Origin of the sequence: Psychrobacter sp. Ps6, assembly GCF_022129235.1 — a bacterium.
GTDB lineage: Bacteria > Pseudomonadota > Gammaproteobacteria > Pseudomonadales > Moraxellaceae > Psychrobacter.
Genome location: NZ_JADQAI010000001.1, coordinates 445,388 through 464,513, shown reverse-complemented (window position 1 = coordinate 464,513; position 19,126 = coordinate 445,388). Strand labels below are relative to the sequence as shown.

15 protein-coding genes are annotated in these 19,126 nt (G+C 43.1%); 6 read left to right on the top strand and 9 right to left on the bottom strand.

The annotated features are described in order from the left end of the window. Positions 1-137: 137 nt before the first annotated feature. Positions 138-1,412, top strand: a complete 1,275-nt coding sequence (locus tag I3255_RS01990) for a hemolysin family protein (protein WP_201598970.1) — start codon at positions 138-140, stop codon at positions 1,410-1,412. A 66-nt stretch (positions 1,413-1,478) separates the two neighbouring features. Here I3255_RS01990 and I3255_RS01985 read toward each other — a convergent pair whose 3' ends face one another. Then, the gene (locus tag I3255_RS01985) at positions 1,479-2,207 is read right to left on the bottom strand and encodes a YggS family pyridoxal phosphate-dependent enzyme (protein ID WP_238036293.1); all 729 of its coding nucleotides are present in this window, start codon (positions 2,205-2,207) and stop codon (positions 1,479-1,481) included. Positions 2,208-2,577: 370 nt separating this feature from the next. On the opposite strand from I3255_RS01985, the gene I3255_RS01980 reads away from it, so the two are divergent. Continuing rightward, entirely contained in the window at positions 2,578-3,633 is a 1,056-nt protein-coding gene (locus I3255_RS01980; protein WP_058024233.1) for a type IV pilus twitching motility protein PilT, read from the top strand. 119 nt (positions 3,634-3,752) lie between these two features. Continuing rightward, positions 3,753-4,874: a PilT/PilU family type 4a pilus ATPase gene (locus tag I3255_RS01975; RefSeq protein ID WP_238036292.1), complete on the top strand. Its 1,122-nt coding sequence runs from the start codon at positions 3,753-3,755 to the stop codon at positions 4,872-4,874. A gap of 136 nt (positions 4,875-5,010) precedes the next feature. Here I3255_RS01975 and fur read toward each other — a convergent pair whose 3' ends face one another. Continuing rightward, a complete protein-coding gene (gene fur, locus I3255_RS01970; RefSeq protein ID WP_201598980.1) occupies positions 5,011-5,445 on the bottom strand; it encodes a ferric iron uptake transcriptional regulator in 435 nt (144 codons plus the stop codon). Between the two features lie 327 nt (positions 5,446-5,772). On the opposite strand from fur, the gene bamE reads away from it, so the two are divergent. Next, the gene (gene bamE / locus I3255_RS01965) at positions 5,773-6,192 is read left to right on the top strand and encodes an outer membrane protein assembly factor BamE (protein WP_058024230.1); all 420 of its coding nucleotides are present in this window, start codon (positions 5,773-5,775) and stop codon (positions 6,190-6,192) included. A gap of 50 nt (positions 6,193-6,242) precedes the next feature. Here bamE and I3255_RS01960 read toward each other — a convergent pair whose 3' ends face one another. The 4 genes from I3255_RS01960 to I3255_RS01945 all read right to left on the bottom strand — a co-directional run bounded on the left by I3255_RS01960 (position 6,243) and on the right by I3255_RS01945 (position 9,359). After that, positions 6,243-6,608: an RnfH family protein gene (locus I3255_RS01960; RefSeq protein WP_238036291.1), complete on the bottom strand. Its 366-nt coding sequence runs from the start codon at positions 6,606-6,608 to the stop codon at positions 6,243-6,245. Then, entirely contained in the window at positions 6,596-7,726 is a 1,131-nt protein-coding gene (locus I3255_RS01955) for a hypothetical protein (protein ID WP_238036290.1), read from the bottom strand. The genes I3255_RS01960 and I3255_RS01955 overlap by 13 nt, the downstream gene beginning before the upstream one ends. A 309-nt stretch (positions 7,727-8,035) precedes the next feature. Beyond that, positions 8,036-8,704 (bottom strand): c-type cytochrome, encoded by a 669-nt coding sequence (locus I3255_RS01950; RefSeq protein WP_075107765.1) that lies wholly within the window; start codon positions 8,702-8,704, stop codon positions 8,036-8,038. 319 nt (positions 8,705-9,023) lie between these two features. After that, a complete protein-coding gene (locus I3255_RS01945; RefSeq protein ID WP_238036289.1) occupies positions 9,024-9,359 on the bottom strand; it encodes a c-type cytochrome in 336 nt (111 codons plus the stop codon). Positions 9,360-9,750: 391 nt separating this feature from the next. Between I3255_RS01945 and yihA the strand changes: the two genes are divergently transcribed. Next, a complete protein-coding gene (yihA, locus tag I3255_RS01940; protein ID WP_238036288.1) occupies positions 9,751-10,506 on the top strand; it encodes a ribosome biogenesis GTP-binding protein YihA/YsxC in 756 nt (251 codons plus the stop codon). An 82-nt stretch (positions 10,507-10,588) separates the two neighbouring features. Here yihA and I3255_RS01935 read toward each other — a convergent pair whose 3' ends face one another. Continuing rightward, entirely contained in the window at positions 10,589-11,302 is a 714-nt protein-coding gene (locus I3255_RS01935) for an HAD-IA family hydrolase (protein ID WP_238036286.1), read from the bottom strand. A gap of 140 nt (positions 11,303-11,442) precedes the next feature. Continuing rightward, positions 11,443-12,453, bottom strand: coding sequence for an RluA family pseudouridine synthase (locus I3255_RS01930; RefSeq protein WP_238036284.1), 1,011 nt, complete (start codon positions 12,451-12,453; stop codon positions 11,443-11,445). 1,203 nt (positions 12,454-13,656) lie between these two features. Between I3255_RS01930 and I3255_RS01925 the strand changes: the two genes are divergently transcribed. After that, complete coding sequence (locus I3255_RS01925) at positions 13,657-17,844, top strand: Rne/Rng family ribonuclease (RefSeq protein ID WP_238036282.1); 4,188 nt, start codon at positions 13,657-13,659, stop codon at positions 17,842-17,844. 127 nt (positions 17,845-17,971) lie between these two features. On the opposite strand, the gene I3255_RS01920 is transcribed toward I3255_RS01925, so the two are convergent. Further along, the gene (locus I3255_RS01920) at positions 17,972-18,901 is read right to left on the bottom strand and encodes a DUF808 domain-containing protein (protein WP_238036281.1); all 930 of its coding nucleotides are present in this window, start codon (positions 18,899-18,901) and stop codon (positions 17,972-17,974) included. Positions 18,902-19,126 lie beyond the last annotated feature (225 nt).

Genomic DNA, 19,126 nt, shown 5'->3' with positions numbered 1-19,126 from the left:
TTTTCCTATTAGCTGGGTGCTTGCCCAGCTTTTTTGGTTTTTATTCACCAAACAATTTATAGATATTCCTATTTTTTCCACATAAACCTACCCAATATTTTTGACTTAATTACCTTTACTTCTTTTTCGAGTATGTCATGAGCTTGCTAACTGCTAGTGTTTTTCTTCTCCTTCTACTTGCCTTGAGTACCTTTGTCTCTGCCGCTGAAATTGCTATTGCCGCAGGGCGTAAAATCAAACTGCAAATTATGGCAAAAGAAGGCGATGTTCGCGCACTTGATGTCCTTAATATGCAGGAGCATCCTGGTAGTTTTATCACCGTGGTACAAATAGTACTAAATGCGGTTGCTATTTCGGCTGGTGCCGTGGGTGAATCAGCCATCAGTCCTTATCTAGAGCAGTTATTCAATAGTGAAGCGATCGCATCGGTCATATCATTTGTACTCATCACCAGCTTGTTTTCGCTACTTGCCGATCTCATGCCCAGACGTTTGGCGATGTCGAATGCTGAGATGATAGCGGTGCGACTGGTACGCCCTATGATGCTATTAATTTTTGTATTAAAGCCGATCATATGGGTGTTCGATGGTGCTGCAAATATTCTCTTTAAGTTTTTTGGTATCTCGACCATACGCCAAGACGATATGACCCCAGAGGATATCTATGCCGTCATGGATGCGGGTGCTGAAGCGGGTGTGATCAAAAAACAAGAGCATCATCTGATAGAAAATATCTTTGATATGCAAGAGCGTACCGTCACCTCGGTGATGAACCCACGCGAAAATATCGTTTATTTCGATACCAAAACCAGTACCGAAGCCGTCGTAGAAGTCATGATCGAGCAGCCGCATAATAAGTTTTTGGTCTGCCATGATGATGATTTGGAACATATCGTTGGCTACGTAGAGTCTCGCAGTTTTTTGGCGTTGGTTCTAAACCAGCAAGAGGTTAGCCTGACAAACAAATCCCTGCTAAAGCCTGCGCTCTTTGTGCCTGATACGTTGTCTTTGTTTGAAGTGCTCGAGATGTTTAAGTCTACTGGTGCAGACTTTGCGGTAATTGTAAATGAGTATGGGCTCGTGGTTGGGGTTATCACGCTCAAAGACGTCATGAGTATCGTGATGGGTGAGCTGGTAACGCTTGAGGAACAACCTATTGTCCAGCGTACAGATAACTCATGGTTGATCGATGGTATGACCCCTATTGAAGATGTCATTCGTGCATTAGATATCGTCGACTTACCACGCAGTGAGAACTATGAGACCATCAGCGGCTTTATGATGTATATGCTTCGCAAAATTCCTAAGAAGACCGATACGATCGAGTATGCCAATTATCGGTTTGAAATCATTGCCACCGATAATCTGAAAATCACTCAAATGCTAGTGACCAAACGAGAAGATACGGTTTGATTGATTGGCCAATTAATCATTTATTCAATTGGCCTAGAACGCAGCATTTTAGCCTTGCGCACAAAACTAGTCTCGCGCACCAAAGATAGCCGTACCAACACGTACCATGGTAGAGCCGTTTTCTATCGCCTCTGCCATATCACCACTCATCCCCATACTAAGCGTATCCCAAGCATTCAACTCTGGATGGCTGGCTTTGATATCGTCAAACAATGCCTTGGTTCGGGCAAAGGCATCTGTATCTGCTTTGGCAGGGATAATCATCAACCCGCGCAGTTGCAAGCGCTCATAGCCTTTAATCGCTGTGATCAATGCTGGCAGTTCTGCTGGTAAGCAACCTGACTTGCTGTCTTCGTTGTCAATATTTACCTGAATCAGTACGTTCAATGCTGGGAGCTCATCTGAGCGTTGGTCGTTTAAACGTTTGGCAATGATATCGCGCTCAAGGGTTTGCACCCAATCAAAATGCTCGGCAATATCGCGTGTTTTATTACGCTGAATACTACCGATATAATGCCAGACGATATCCGCGCATTCAGGATTCGATTTTAGCGTATTTATTTTTTCGATGGCTTCTTGTAGATAGTTCTCGCCAAAATGCTGCTGTCCTTCATTCGCCAAAGTAGCAATCATATTGGCAGGCTTGGTTTTTGACACGGCTAGCAAAATTGTAGTATTGGCAGATCTACTATCTCGCTCAGATGCCTGTTCATAGGCCTTGGTCATTTGCTCTTTGACTTGCTGCCAATTAGCGACAAGCGCCTGATTATCAATACTTTGATTTGTCTCTTTCATATCAATCATATATAGGGCTCTCAAAGTTCACTTAATTTTTAATAGGTTTTATAAAAAGCTTATGGCTAAGAATGGCTGCTTGATTTGAATATTTTTAATAAAAAATAACCCATCGTTCATGTATGAAATTGGCTGAAAAATGATGAATTTCATATTTTCTTAAAGGAGTAGATGGTTAAATACTCACAGTCTTGTTATGATATTGTTACATGCTTTAACATATGCTACTGAATATGATAGCGGTGGTAAAGACTGCATGCTGGTTCACTCTTCCATATTTTACGCTTGAACAAAGCGATTGATGGATAGTTTACCACGTGCCTTTATGCTCTTTTGTCTTACCCTGACTAATTGATAGGAATATCGGATTATGGCTGAAAAAAACACCTTAAGTATCGAAGACTTGCTACGTTTTACGGTCAAACATAAAGCATCGGATTTACATATTTCAGCTGGCATGCCTGCGATGATTCGTACCGATGGTGAGATGACACGCATCAATATGCCTGCGATGACGCACCAAGTGGTTCATCAGCTCATTTATGACATTATGAATGACAAGCAGCGCGCTGATTTTGAAGAGTTTTTTGAGACAGATTTTTCTTTTGAGATTCCAAACTTGGCACGTTTTCGAGTCAATGCATTCAATCAAAATCGCGGCGCAGGCGCGGTATTCCGTACCATCCCTTCTAAAGTATTGACCATGGAAGACTTAGGGATGGGCGACGTGTTCAAACGTGTCTCAGACTTCAAACGTGGCGTGGTATTGGTTACCGGCCCAACTGGTTCGGGAAAATCAACAACGCTAGCGGCCATGATTGATTATATTAACGAAAGCCGTAAAGAGCACATTTTAACGATTGAAGATCCGATTGAATTTGTTCATGAATCGAAAAAAAGCCTGATTAACCAGCGTGAAGTACACCGTGATACCTTGGGCTTTGAGCCTGCATTACGTTCAGCATTGCGAGAAGATCCAGATGTCATCTTGGTTGGTGAGTTACGTGACCTCGAAACCATTCGTTTGGCATTGACGGCAGCAGAAACAGGACATTTGGTGTTCGGCACTCTGCATACTAGCTCAGCCGCTAAAACAATTGACCGTGTCATCGATGTGTTTCCCGCCGCCGAAAAAGACATGATTCGTGCCATGCTATCGGAGTCACTACAAGCGGTTATTTCTCAAACACTGCTACGTCGTCAAGCTGGTGGACGTGTGGCAGCTCATGAAATCATGTTGGGTACACCCGCTATCCGGAACTTAATACGTGAAAACAAAATTGCTCAGATGTATTCTGCCATTCAAACGGGTGCAGGCGAAGGCATGATTACACTCGATCAGACGCTAAAAAACTTGGTAGGCAAAGGCACCATCAGTAAAGATGTGGCTCGTCCTTATGCCAAGCAACCTGAGGCATTTTTATAGTCTCAGCCAAATCACACGAAAGCGTGAATGGTGCTAGATTGTTATTGGTCTCTATAAATGACCTTTAATACATTACTCTAAATAACTTTTAATCGACTTACATCGAATGCAGGTACGATATGGACATTGATAAATTATTGCAGTTGATGATTAATAAAAATGGCTCTGACCTTTTTATTACTGCTGATGTAGCACCTTCCATGAAAGTAAATGGAAAAATTTTACCTGTCGGTAAAACCCCTTTGACCGCCGATCAAACCATGATGTTAGTCAAAGGGGTGATGACCCCTAGCCAGCAAAAAGAATTTAAAGAGACGAACGAGTGTCAATTTGCTATATCTGATGAAGCACAGCAAGCACGCTTTCGGGTCAGTGCATTCATACAGCGCGATATGGCAGGAATGATTTTACGGAAAATTGAGAATAAAATCCCCACTGTTGAGGAACTACGCTTACCGCCAGCACTCAAAGAACTGGCCATGAAAAAGCGCGGCATTATCTTGCTGGTCGGCGCGACTGGCACAGGCAAATCTTCTACGCTCGCGGCTATGATTGGACATCGTAACCAAAACTCTCATGGGCATATCATTACCATAGAAGACCCTATCGAGTTTGTCCATAAACATCGTGGTTGTATCATCACTCAGCGTGAAGTCGGTATCGACACTCATTCATTTGAAGCAGGACTAAAAAACACGCTGCGCCAAGCACCAGATGTCATCTTGATTGGTGAGATTCGTAACCGCGAGGTCATGAGCTACGCGATCCAGTACGCTGAGACAGGGCATTTGGTATTTGCAACCTTGCATGCCAATAATGCCAACCAAGCAATTGACCGCATTATTCATTTCTTTGAAACCAGTCGTCATAGCCAGTTATTTATGGATTTGTCACTGAACTTGCAGGCCATTATCGCCCAGCAACTCATTCCAACCCCTGATGGCAAAGGACGCCGTGCTGCTATTGAGATTTTGTTAAACTCACAGCTGATTAGCGACTATATCCGTAAAGGTGAGGTGCATGAAATCAAAGATGTCATGACACGCTCGCGAGACAGCGGTATGCAAACCTTTGATCAAGCGCTTTTTGATTTGTATGAACAAGGAGAAATCACTTATAAAGAAGCAATTTTGCATGCTGACTCCCCTAACGACTTACGTCTGAAAATTAAGCTCAGTAGCAAAAACGGTAAGGCTAATTTAGATGAAGGTGCTGATAGTTTATCGTTAGACATCAGCTAAGCTATTGAGAGCAACATCTGTACATACTGAAAAATTAAACTCAAAAAAGCCCTCATTATTGATAGTGAGGGCTTTTTAATATAAGAAATATTAGAGTCATGTATGAAAATAAAACTTTAAGTGATAACCAAGGTCTTTACTTGGCACTGTCTCTACAAGCTTGGTCAGCACAAATACCATATAAGACCAACGAATGACCTGATAGTTTAAAGCCATGCTTTTCTGCGACTTTCAGCTGCTCTTCCTCGATCATCTCATTATGAAACTCAATGATTTTGCCACAAACATCACAGACCAGATGGTCGTGATGCTCTTCTTGGGTGATTTCAAACACTGACAGATTATTTTCGAAGTTGTGACGTTCTACAATACCTGCCTGCTCAAATTGGGTGAGTACGCGATAGACTGTGGCAAGACCAACATCTTCACCTTGTTCGATGAGCGCTTTGTATACTTCTTCTGCACTCATATGGTGTAGCTCGGCGCTTTCTAGCAGCTCTAAAATCTTGATACGAGGTAACGTAACCTTCAATCCTGCTCTACGTAAATCTTGATTGGTAAAAGAAGCCATAATATCCCTTCTGACTGTGACAGTCTTAGCAAATGAAAAACTAAAAAATATGAGATAAATAATCGTTGATGATTATTCTTCATTAAATGTAAGTGGTTTTAACACCCTCAAAACAGTGCTAATGAGGTGACGGACTGCTTTATAATTCCCTGAATAACCGCAGTGCAAGCCTATGAATTTAAAATATAAATAATAAAACCATTCAGGTGGTGTTTGGTAAATAATGTCGTAAGTGGTAGGCAATTGCAAGTAAATGACGTATCATTTGTCCAAGATTGTCGGTCAGACTGATACCTTCTAACTCTGATCGCGCCTAATTCATTTCTTATGAGTCATCTTACCATGATAAAGACATTAAATTTTCGTCCGTTAAGCCATGCCAGTGTGCTACGTAACATTGTCATCACCAGTATGCTGAGCGCTACTGTCGCTATGTCTGGCTGCTCACTATTGAGCGTTTATAAGATTGATTTGCCTCAAGGCACAGCGATTACTCAAACCCAAGCACAAAAACTAAAAGTAGGGATGAATCAGAACCAAGTACTTTATATCCTTGGCAGTCCTGCTATTAGAGATACCCTTGAGCCTAAGCGCTGGGATTACATTTACGATTACCAAGCAGGCACTGAAGGCCGCCGTAAAGGCATTGCTGATGTCAAAAATGCAAGCCAACACTTAGTCGTCTACTTTGATGATAATGGTTTAGTCACTCGCATCGAAGGTATCGAGAGCTTACCAGCATCGTAAGCAGTACGACTTATCAGCTCGAATGACTAACAGTTAAAATAAATAATAACTTAACCGCGAGATTTATTTTTGCGCTGAGACATTGGATCAGCGCTTAAACTGCGATATACCTCGATACGGTCAAAAGGCTGCAATAGATAATTCAGCGGCTGTTTTTGTGCATAGATGCCCACATGCCAACGTTTAGCCGCTGGCGTTGTAATGTCTACTACTTGCTCACACCATTTTGCCAGCTCTGCAAATTTTTCAAGCCAGCCAGCTTGACCTAGTGCCTCATGCAAACTAGTACCTTGGGTAACCTGCAAAGCCAGATAGTGCTGGCGCTGCTCATCTTCCGCATACGCCAGATAGACTGTCATTAACTCCGATTGCAGCGCGTTGCTATGCTTACTGCCATCACCTGTTAGCTCAACCACTGTATCACCCAACCTATTAATGCCAATAGCAATGCCAGCGGTACGACGAGACGTATCGCGACTCGCCATAAGTTGTAGAATGCTTCGCTGCTAAAGTTCAATGATTTGCGCAAATGACTGATCTTCATCTGCCATCCTGCAAATACTGATAATAGTAGTACAGCTACACTACTCACTATAACTAGAATGCCTACCAGCCAAGTCGTCGGAATCGCAACCACCAGTAGCAACGCTAAAACAAAAGTTATTATCAAGCTGACTAATAGCCCAAACTTATGCGTTAACTGCTGAGTACTGTAATGCAGCAAATAGCTGACTACGAATAGTACGCCGGCCCAATAGAGTAGTTGTCCAATCGGTGGTAACGATATACCACTAATAAATAACGCGACGACCCCTACTAATAACTGCAAAATCCAAATCGGTAATACCAACTTAGTGGCACGATAATCACGAGCGGCCTTATTTTGTGCTTGTTGGCTGTTTGCTTCCACGGCGGTGATCGTCTGCTTACTGACCAAGTTTTGCCCGAACCAGTATAATCCTGTACCCGCACCAACACTGACCAATGCTAGCGCCACTGCCCGCGCCCATTCAACCAAGCTGATATCCGTCATAGCAAAACTAATATTAGGCACACCATTTGCTATGCCCAGTATTAATCCAACGACCATCAATCCGAGGCCAATAGGCAAAGGCGCGGTCCCAAGCAGACTTAATAGCACAGTGATAACCATCAACCCTGCGGCAACCGCAAAACTTGGCACATCAGGGGTACTATTAAGCTCAGTCAAGGCGGTTAATATCCCTGTACTGGCACCTGATATGATCAATGCTGCAATCACAATAGAGACCAGTGCAGCCAGCCAACCAAAGCTACGCCATATTGGGCTTGCATCTGATTCGCGAGTGAGCTTTTGCATACCAGCCAAAGGTCCCTCGACACTACGATAAGCCAAAGCTATCTCAGCATAAACGACTGGCAACGCGACTAACACCATTGCTAACAGCCATAATAACCAAAAATCGATCTCACCGATTGACGCAGGGGCGAACCAGCGAAATAATAATAACGGTAACAATACCGCGATAAAATAAGAAGCATAACGGATCATCATAATCTCAATCCAAACGATCTAATACCATTCACAAGGACGACAGTAGCAAGTAAAACGAGTTCGATACAGCTAATCGCATTTTTGAGTATGGTATAAAGTGAATAACGGTAATTTATAATTATACAGAGCAATGAGTTGCCTCTGTGAAGGAATTCAGCTGTACATTGTCTTTTCAATATAAGGGACAAACAGTTATAAAAAAACCCCGAAATCGGGGTTTAGTAGTTCAGACATGATCAATATGTGCAAGGTGCTCAGTAATTCTATCTACAACGTGCGTATCAGACATTGATCATCAGTGCCGTTTAATTAGTGAATAGCACTCACATAGTCTGACAAAATACGAATGTCACGGTCTGATAGTTTCGATGCAACAGTTTGCATCATGCCCATCTCACCTTCTTTTGCAGCATCATTGACTCGTTTTTGATCATCGCTATCGATATCATCAGCACGTCCAGCAGCGCGGAATAGTTTTAGCTGAGTGGCAATGTATTGAGCATGCTGTCCGCCTAATTTTGGAAACGCCGCCCAAGGGTTACCTGCAGCGTCGGGACCATGACAACCAGCACAACCAATCACACCGCGTGACTTATCGCCACCCAAGAATAATTTGGTGGCTTCTTGGTTCGTTGCAGGGTTGCCGTATCCAACACCCCAAGGTGCTTGGCTAGAGTAGTAACCTGCCACGTTGGCTAGATCTTGCTGAGACAAGTTAGCAACTTGTGACTGCATGATACCGTTTTTGCGATAGCCTGCTTTAAAGTTAACTAACTGTTTATAAAGATACTTTACGTTTTGGCCGCCAAGGTTTGGCTGCGCAGGAACAATACTGACCCCATTAAGACCATGACAAGCAGCACAGACGGTTTCTGCAATTTTCTGACCTGCATCGACGTCATACTCAGGAACAATAATAGCAGCTTGTACGCTGAAACTTGCAACGCATAAGCTGGCAGCAGCGATTAACTTTTTCATTGATACAAATCCTACTAGCTCGGCGTAAGCATTATTTAGAGTGATTGCACTGATAAGATACCTGATATAGCCGCCTCTTTAATCATAGGCGTGGCATATATTTTGAGGTCTTGGACACAAGCAGTCTGAAAGTACTTACTAACATCAGGGTTTATTTTCGATTATTATAGCAAGACTTTGTATCATTTGCCTACTTAATCATAGTATTCATCAGTTTTCTAATGCGCATAGCTTAAAGTACAGGGCAAAAATAAAAAGCGCATTCAGGTTATAAACCCAGCGCTCTATTTTATCGCTTCAAGCTTCATTTCTAGATGGACTACTTGCTCATATACTCGATAAGATTGCGATAGTCATCATCGCTACAGGTGTCACAGAGACCGCCTGCTGGCATCTGAATCATGCCACTTTTAACAGATTTAATGAGTGTCGGCATGCCTTTTTGCTCAATAAGTTTCTGCCATTTGGCACTGTCACCTTTTTTGATAGCATTTAGTGCGCCACTATCATGACAGGCTGCACATGAGTTATTATAAGTCGTAGCAATATCAGCCGCACCTGCGCTACTGATCATGATGCCACTTAGCAATAAAGCAGCACTGCCAACTGTTAAAGCATGATAGCCCTTGCTAAGAATTCTATTGATTGAAAACATAGAGCACCTCCTCGTGAGATTTCACGTGTCTCATCAATCGTTCTACTAAATGTCTTTCATTAAATATTGTAACAATATATGTCATGCAAACATAGATAAATTATATTCAGCTTTGTTAACACTAAACACTTATTCTAATCAACAATTAACTTTAATGTTATCCTACTATTTATATGATGCTAATCGCAGTTATTTCAATAAGTAAGACAGGTAATAGTATAGAATAGCGGATAATATCAAATCGCTAACTTTATAAGGTATAAGCGCTGATAAAGAAGAGCTTCTGACCACTTTTTGCATATTTGCTAAATTGAAGTCATGGTTTAAGCCAACCACCAGCTAACTAGAATTTTATACCCGTATCTAATTTTTTAAGATTAATGAGCCATTTATGAATACCCCGTTTACCGATGTTGCTGCCGAACATGCGCTGTTCAACACCAAATCCCGTCAGAAAATTCAGCAGACTGAATTTATGACCTCAGCGCCCACCTTTAAGCTTTGCCCACCTGATATGGGATTAGAAGTTGCCTTTGCAGGACGCTCGAACGCTGGTAAATCCTCAGCCATCAACGCTTTGACCAATCAGCGCCAGCTTGCACGCTCGTCCAAGACGCCTGGACGCACGCAAATGATTAACTTTTTTAGTATTGGTAACCCTGATAGACGACTGGTTGATTTGCCAGGTTACGGCTATGCTGCTGTACCACTTGAGATGAAAAAAGAATGGCAGGTCGAGCTAGAAGAGTATCTAGTATCGCGCTCAAGCCTTGCCGGCCTAGTGCTTATGACGGACATTCGTCACCCACTCAAGTTTTTTGATGAGCAGATGCTGCATTGGGCAAAAGATGGTGACCTACCCGTACACATCCTGCTGACTAAAGCGGATAAGCTTAAGTATGGTGCGTCTAAAAACGCCCTACTCAATACCCGCAAAAGACTCAAAAAACTCGGCTTAAACTGTACCATCCAGTTATTTTCAGCCTTGAGAAAAGAAGGTCTTGATGAACTGGCTGGTGTCATGGGTAGATGGTACGACTATCAACTGGATAATGACAAAATCATTGAATCTTCTTTTGCATTATTAGAAGGCGATGAGTTAGAAGACGCCATTGAAAAAGAAAGCGGTCAAGAAAAAAGTAAATAGAAATTATAGTCTCAAATAAAAAAAGGGGTTTGTCGATATTAACGATTAACCCCTTTTTTATATAAGCTAAAAAGGCTTTTATTTAAGCACATAATAGCTTAGCCAATGCTTGCGGCGTATCAACCTGATATGTCGGCTGCTGAGCGGCAAGCTCTGTACTTGTTGCCGTGCCATAGTTGACCGCGATACTGGTCATACCCAATGCTGTTGCCATTTGAATATCATAGATACTGTCACCGATGAACACGGCATCAGATATTTGCTGCTGCGTGTAATTCAAGATATCAGTCAACATCTGCGGATCAGGTTTTGAGCCTGACTCATCAGCACAGCGTGTCATGACAAAATAATCGCGGCTCTCAGAGGCATCTAATACACGATCTAGCCCTTTTCTTTTTTTACCAGTTGCAACAGCGAGCTTTTTGCCCTGTTCCTGTAGAGTCTGCAACATATCCTCTATCGGCTCAAAGAGCGGCGTACAGTGGCTATTAGCAATATAGTACTCTGCATAAGTCTGCTGAATGGCGAGCGTCTGCGACTCATTTGCATGAGGATATAAAATCTCGATACCATTCATTAAGCTTAGACCAATGATATCTTTTACCGCTTTATCGGTCGTCTCAAATCCATGTGCTTCTCCAGCCACGTGCATGGAATCCACAATTAAGCCGATAGAATCCATTAGCGTGCCGTCCCAGTCAAAAATGACTAGTGTCTTATCAGATAGACGATGCTCATCTGCGAGCTGAGAGTGTTGAGTAAATTCTGGCGTATCAGTGGTAAATGATGCAGTCATGGATTCACCTTAACGAATAACAATAGTAAATAACAGATACGAAAACGTCACGGTGGCTTATTCATAAAAATAAGATATCGTGACGTTTTCATGTTTCTATAAAGGTCTAAATTTTTAGACCAAAATGATTATATTTAGACTTATTCAGGCAATTTGGTTGTCTCTGGAAGCCAATCGGCCATGTCGTCTGGCAATGGTGCGGTAATAGCGTCATAACCCGGAATATCTAAGCGCCACGCGTGCAGACACAGACGATGAACGCCTGATTTATCATGCACGTTATACTTATCATCACCCAAGATAGCATGACCGATGTGAGCCAAATGCACACGGATTTGATGCGTGCGGCCAGTTAGTGGCTTGGCTTCGATGAGGCTTACTGGCTGACCATTAATCATAAAACGATCATGAACGATGATATCGGTTTGGCTTTCTTTCGCTTGTAGGTCTTGTGCGTCTACTTTGACACGGCGCTCGCCACTAGCAAGCGTATAACGTAGCAACGGCGCATTGATACGTTGCTCATTAAGCGCAGGCTGTCCTTTCGCCAGACATAGATAGTGCTTTTGAATAGTCTTGTCTACCAAATGCTGCTGCAATACTTTAAGCGTTGAGCGTTTTTTGGAAATCATCAATAGACCTGACGTATCTTTGTCGATGCGATGTATCAGTTCTAGATACTTTTTACCCGTCACTTCACGCATGGCTTCGATGACGCCGAAGTCCAAGCCACTACCGCCATGCACCGCAATACCAGAAGGCTTATTTAGTACTAGCAGACCTTCATCTTCATAGACCACACGTGCCAGCAAGCTTTTGGCAAACTCAGTACTGATGATAGGTTTGTCACGTGTTGCCAACTCCACAGGTGCGATACGTACAACGTCTTCACGCTGCACTCTGTCATGTGCCTTGCAGCGTTTATTGTTGACGCGCACTTCATCTGAGCGAATCATCTTGTAGATGTGCGATTTTGGCAAACCCTTTAAACGGTTCAGCAAAAAGTTATCCAAACGCTGGTCATGTTGATGTCGCGTCACTTCAAGGTAGTTTACCTTGCCGAAGTTACTAATCTCATCGTCAGCGCTTTGTGGGCGTGTTTTGCTATTGAAAATAGCAGGGGCTTCATGGGTAGGAGCGTCGTCAGTCATTTTTGAGTTTGTCATTTTTAGTTAGGTATTTACACAAAGATTTGTTATAGTTTAGCATGTTGAGCGACAATTAAGCAGAGGCGACAGCAATAATCATTGTTGTTTCAGATAGCTGGTTACTGTTTTATTGCTTTCCAGTGCTTACTGATTGCTAGTAAAGAGGTCTATGCTATTTACCCTGCTGCTATGAAACGTTTCATCTGATTGTAGGGCCAGTCGTTTAAAGGCGTTAGCATTTAAAGGTATTCGTTACCAAACATAGCCCTATAAATTAAAACACTGTATCGAATTTTACTCGGTACCATAAAACAAATAGTGACACTAAATACCATCGCGTTAATAACTTTGACGATTAGTCTATTTATTAACGGATGACAACACCACATTGACTCACTAACTGCATGACAACGACTTTTTTTGATAACTATTTATTATTTAATAATTACTTATCTGATGGTCCTTTATGACAGCATAGTTGAGCAAGTATGGGTCGTTTAGCGTTAGGATCGAAAAATAACTCGATAGCTGCCTGAGTATTGGTGGTCAAACAGATGACGATAAAGAGGTAAATACGATGCCATGCTGACAAGCTGGTCCATTACTCTGTTTGCCAAGTACGCCCCGCTGATAACCAAAGCTGTGATACCTGACCTTGAGACACCCAAGATATTATTGACGATATATAAAGAACGATAAATAAAGAGTAACCAATCGCTTTGCCTGAATAGATAACCGCTGACTGATGACGCTACGATATATAGTAGCAATCATGACCGCGATATTATTGTTAGACTTTGAAGGATGAATGGCTATCGCAATATGCCTTTTTAATATCAGTATTTTTTAGACCCGTAACTGACCGTCGCCCACGCTTACAACGTGCGCCAACATCACTACCAATAGAACGTACTGACATTAAGAGAGTTTTTATTCGCTGACATATTCATATATGTACCAAGTTTATTGATAATAGAATATAAGTATCATAGCCTTACACCCTATATTATTTATATTAATGTGAGCACCGCTCATCACTTCAGGTAAAAAAGAAGCCATTGAAAAAGCCCACGTGCTTTACGAATCCCACGATTTACGTTCTACTGTTCACTGATATCTACAAATGCTAATGTCATGTTAGCCACACTTGCCACTATCTTTTAAAGACTGTCTCATCGTTGTTATGCGTACTCATAGGATATAAATATGAAACGCATTTTGATCAACGCAACTCAAAACGAAGAGATTCGTGTCGCCTTATGTACAGGCAATCATCTATACGATTTCGACTTAGAAAATCGTACCCGCGAGCAAAAAAAATCTAACATTTATAAAGGCCATGTAACCCGTGTTGAGCCATCGCTTGAAGCGGTATTTGTCGAATATGGCTCTCAGCGCCAAGGCTTTTTGCCGATTCGTGAAATCTCTGCTGAATATCTAAGCGGTAACCCACGTGATGAAAACATCAAAAAACTGATTAAAGAAGGCGACGAGCTAATCGTCCAAGTCGAAAAAGAAGAGCGTGGTAATAAAGGCGCTGCCCTATCGACGTATGTCTCTTTAGCTGGTCGCTATCTGGTACTCATGCCAAATAATCCTCGTGGCGGTGGTATCTCACGTCAAATCTCAGGTAAGCTGCGCGAAGACATGAAACGTATGCTGAGCAATCTTGATTTGCCAAAAGGCATGAGCGTTATCATTCGTACAGCGGGTATTGGCAAGACGCAAGAAGACTTACAGCATGACCTTAACCATTTGCTCAATATCTGGCAGGCCATCCAAGAACAAAACCAAAAATACCCGTCACCACGCCTCGTCCATCAAGAAGCAGGCGTCGTTACACGTGCTGTCCGTGACTATTTGCGTGATGATATTGCTGAGATTTGGATCGATAACGAAAACGCTTATATCGAAGCAGCAGGCTTTATTGATGCAGTAATGCCAAAACAAGCCGAAAAGCTACGCAAATATACCGATTACGAGCCCATGTTCTCGCGCTTTAATATCGAAAAACAAATTGAAACGGCCTATCAGCGCGAAGTGCGCCTACCATCAGGTGGCTCAATCGTCATCGACCAAACAGAAGCCCTGGTCTCTATCGATATCAACTCTGCTAAGTCGACTAAAGGTTCAGACGTCGCTGAGACCGCTTATCACACTAACTTAGAAGCCGCTGATGAGATTGCTCGTCAACTTCGACTACGTGATATGGGCGGTTTGATCGTTATTGACTTCATTGACATGAATGACAATAAGCATCAAAAGGAAGTAGAAAAGCGTCTAATCGATGCGACCAAATATGATCGTGCTCGCGTCCAGTTTGGCGATATCTCTAAATTTGGTCTGATGGAAATGAGCCGTCAGCGTCTACGCCCGTCTCTAGAAGAATCAACAGGCTATATCTGCCCGCGTTGCCATGGTAACGGTATGATTCGCGATCTGCGTTCATTGTCGCTATCCATCATGCGTCAAATTGAACAAATTGCGCTCAAAGAACGCCAAGGTGAAGTACAAGCGGAAGTTCCAACGGATATCGCAGCGTTCTTGTTGAATGAGAAACGCGATAGCTTGGTTTATCTTGAGCAAGACAGTGGCACGCGTATCACGATTTTGCCACATGCGCATTTAGAATCACCGAACTTTAAGCTGCACTTTAATCGCGATGGCTTTGCTCCATCGAGCTACGAGCGTATCACTGATACCCAGCAACAAGAGCACAGTGACCTTGGCTACAATGTCGACTGGCAAACGGCTGAAAAAGAGCGCCCTGAGCAGCAGCCTACTCGCCAGCCTCGTAAACCATCAAATGATAACAACAAGCAGAGCGCAGCTACACAGAACGATACCGTAAATCATAGCAATGATCGCCGTAATCACAAAAATGCTAATGACGCTGCGCCAGCGCGCGCACCACAAGCCAGTCAACCTCAAAACGTTGCAGCACCAGTCGTAGCGCAGACTCAAAATATTGAAGCCACTGCTCAACCAAAAGCAGTCGCTTGGTTATCAAATCTGTTTGCGCAAGCACCGCAAGCCACCACCACACCTAGTGTCAGTAGTCACGATGCTGCTGAAGCGATCGAGGCCTTGGTAAATACTGGCGCACAAAGCTTAGGCTCATTTGGCCAAGTGGATAGCAATGCATTGAATAGTGCCGCTTCAAATAGTGAGCAGCCAACTCAACAAAACAATCATCAGAAAAACGACAGCCAACCATCAGATAACAACGCTAATCGTCAACAGGCGCGTCGTAATGATAGCGATACTGATGACAGCAACAACGAAGATAGAAGAAGACGCAAACCACGTAAGTCAAGAAACTCAAAGCCGCGTCAAAGAAAAGAGGCGAATGATGAGACGACTAACAATGCCGATAGCAGCACGGACAACAGCACTGATGTGAAGTCGTCTGACACGCAAGGCCAACAACAGCAAGATAAGCGCCAACAGGAAAACAGACGTGCGAACGATCGCAATCGTAATAACCGTCAAGACAGCAGCAATCGTCAAGACAATAACCAAAAAACAAATGATCGTAATGAAACTGACAACGAAACTGGCCAAAAAGCTGATGAGCAAGTCCGTGCTAAGCGTAAATCGCATAGCCAACGCGGCTCACGCGGAAAGCTAGAGCGCGGTGAGACGCTAACGGCTGACGATGTTAAGCAAAACAAGCAGCAAAATGGTAAAAATAATGACGACGCCAATGGTAAAAACCAATCTGGCACACGTCGTAGTCAGGACCCTAATGAAGTCGTGCTACAAGTCAATGAAGCACCGACTAAGCTAAAGGCGTCAGAAGTTGTGCACTTATCTTTAGATGATAGCAAGTCCACGCCTGCTAAGCCTCAATCTAGCGATAAACACCGCTCAACAAATGGCACGGCAAAGAGTGAGAGCACAAAAGAGCACGCTACTCAGCAAACTGCCAATAAGCCTAGCAACAGTGAGAAAAATACTGAGCAGAAAGGTGACAATAAGAAGGGTACGGTAGAGACATCTGAGAATCAGACTCACGACAATCAAGAGGCGACGACTAACGCTAAAGTGCAAAACAATGCACCTGACCGTAAGCAGAGCACTGACGATAAAAATCAGTCAGAACAAGCGCAACCAGCCTCTACTAGCGGCCAACCAGCCTCTGCTGCCGACATAGACAGTCAGTCAATGAGTCCAAAAACGGTTGAAGCAGAGCATGTCAAAGCCAAGCCCGAGCATCAGAAAGCTGAGAGCACTGCTAATGTCAGTAAAGCTGAAGATGCTAAAAATGTTCCAGCTGATGACAGTGGTGCGAATGATAAAGGCATGAGTAACTCAGCACTTGAGCTAACACATGAATCACTGTTTAGCGAACGTTACGTGACTGCTGAGAAGTTTGGTCAAGCTAGCAACGACCCACGTGTGGTACGTGCTCAGCAAGCAAAAGCAACGAAAACAACACCTCAAGTCGAAGCTACTACTGTAAGTACAGCCGTGATCCGTGGCACCGTTGGTGAGTTTATTCGTGCGACGCTGCCAGACGCGCAAACTCGCTTAGCAGAAAACGGCGTTATCAGCTGCTTTATTGAGACAATTGCCTTGTATAACGAGCAAGCGCAATCTGCCAATAATAGCGCCAATGTCGAGAGCACTGTTGATGACAGCCATAGTAACGATATGGCCAGTCAGCGCTTTGACTTTAGCAACTATGGCTACCAGCCATTAGCAGCAGATTACTTGGCACGCTTCGCAGCGATGACTCAAGCAGTCAGTCAATTTGCAGCAGCTCAAGGCAAAACCGCCGTTGAACCACGCGCTATTGGCAAACGTGCCAGCAATGATCCACGCGGTCAGCATCCTGACTACCAAGAGCCAGCTGTGTTGAGTGTTCCTACAGAGCAGACTTCGAGCAATGAAGCATCGCTAGTAAACACTAAACAAAATAATAGCGAAGTGGATGCACATAACGTTGAAGCGACAGCACTGGCAAATCAAGCGCAGACAGACCATGTCAGCTCTGATAGCGAAAAACTGCTAGAAGTCGAGCAAGCGCAATCAGCTGCTAATAGTGCAGAAGCTCAAGCTAGTGAGGCACAAGGAGTCAATACGACGGAAACTGATGCAACACAGGCGGATGTAGAAAAGTCGGATGCAGAAGAGTCTGAGCAAATGACCGAATCTAAAGTAGAAGAATCTGCTAAAGATGACAGTCAGACAGCTAAGTCTAAGACCACCATCGCCAGCTATAAAAACATGATCGAGAATGTGGCTGAGCAATTGCTGCCACAGACAGGCATGTTTAATTTGACGACGCCAAAGGTTCCAAAGGCACGCAGTCGCAAGCCTAAAACGGATCATAAAAAACCGACCCAAGCTGAGAAGCTTGCGTCTGATGATACCGATAGCGAAAGCTAATATATAGAAGCAGAGATATAAAAGCCCCAAAGCTACTAATAGCTTTGGGGCTTTTTATTTTGGTAGGACAAAGCTTAATTATTCATTTAGAAAAAAGTTTGATATTCAGATAACAATATAGGCCAGTTTAATGAGTAGAAGAAGCCTTATTATCTTTGCCGCGAACTTTATCAATAATGGTAAGCAATGCCACAACTGCCGCACCGATAATAAAACCAATAACACCATTTAATACGGTAGTTGTTACCCCTTCAAAAATACCAGTGAGATGCGCGATATCTTCTACGCCATGATGCAAAAAGCCAATACCATGCACCAAGATACCACCACCCACCAAGAACATAGCCAATGTCCCTGCGATGGATAAAAACTTCATAAGCTTCGGCGCAGCCGCAAACATCACCTTACCTACTTTTTGTTTGAACGTGCCTTCTTGCTCCATCAAATGTAGGCCCACATCATCTATTTTGACAATACCAGCGACCAAACCATAAATACCAAACGTAATACCAATCGCTAAAATAGACAGCACTAAACTGCGTTCTAGCAAAGTAGCACTTGCCGTTGCGCCTAGCGCAATCACGATAATCTCAGCTGACAAAATAAAATCTGTACGTATCGCGCCTTTGATTTTTTCTTTTTCAAAAGCAACCAAATCTACTGTTTCATCCGCATTGGCTTTTCGACGGGCATTTTGTTCTTCATCATGTGGCAATGCATGTGGCCAAAACCGATGTATAACTTTTTCTGCCCCTTCATAAACTAGAAACAGACCGCCACACATTAATAGAAACGTGACAAGCGGTGGATAAATCGCACTAATCAATAACGCTGCTGGTACCAAAATGAGCTTATTGATCAGTGAGCCCTTGGCTACTGCCCAGACAACAGGTAGTTCGCGGTTGGCTTTGACACCAGTAACTTGTTCAGCATTCAAGGCCAAATCATCGCCTAACACGCCAGCGGTTTTTTTGGCAGCGAGTTTGGTCATGACGGAGACGTCATCCAATATCACACTGATATCATCAAGTAAGGTTAATAAACTGGCACCTGCCATGTGTGCTCCTTAAAGCAAATTTGTTGAAGTAAGTCGTGCTGAAATCATTAAAACAAAGTATTTTATTAAAATTCTTATAAAAACAATGCTGTTAGCAGTAGATTACAAGGGCACGCCTATATATTACATAGTACAAATGTATCTTATTTTTTGAATTTGTGTTGTCAGCTATTCTTAAAAGTTGGGATTATTTGCATTTATTAGACGATGCATTTGAGCTGTCAT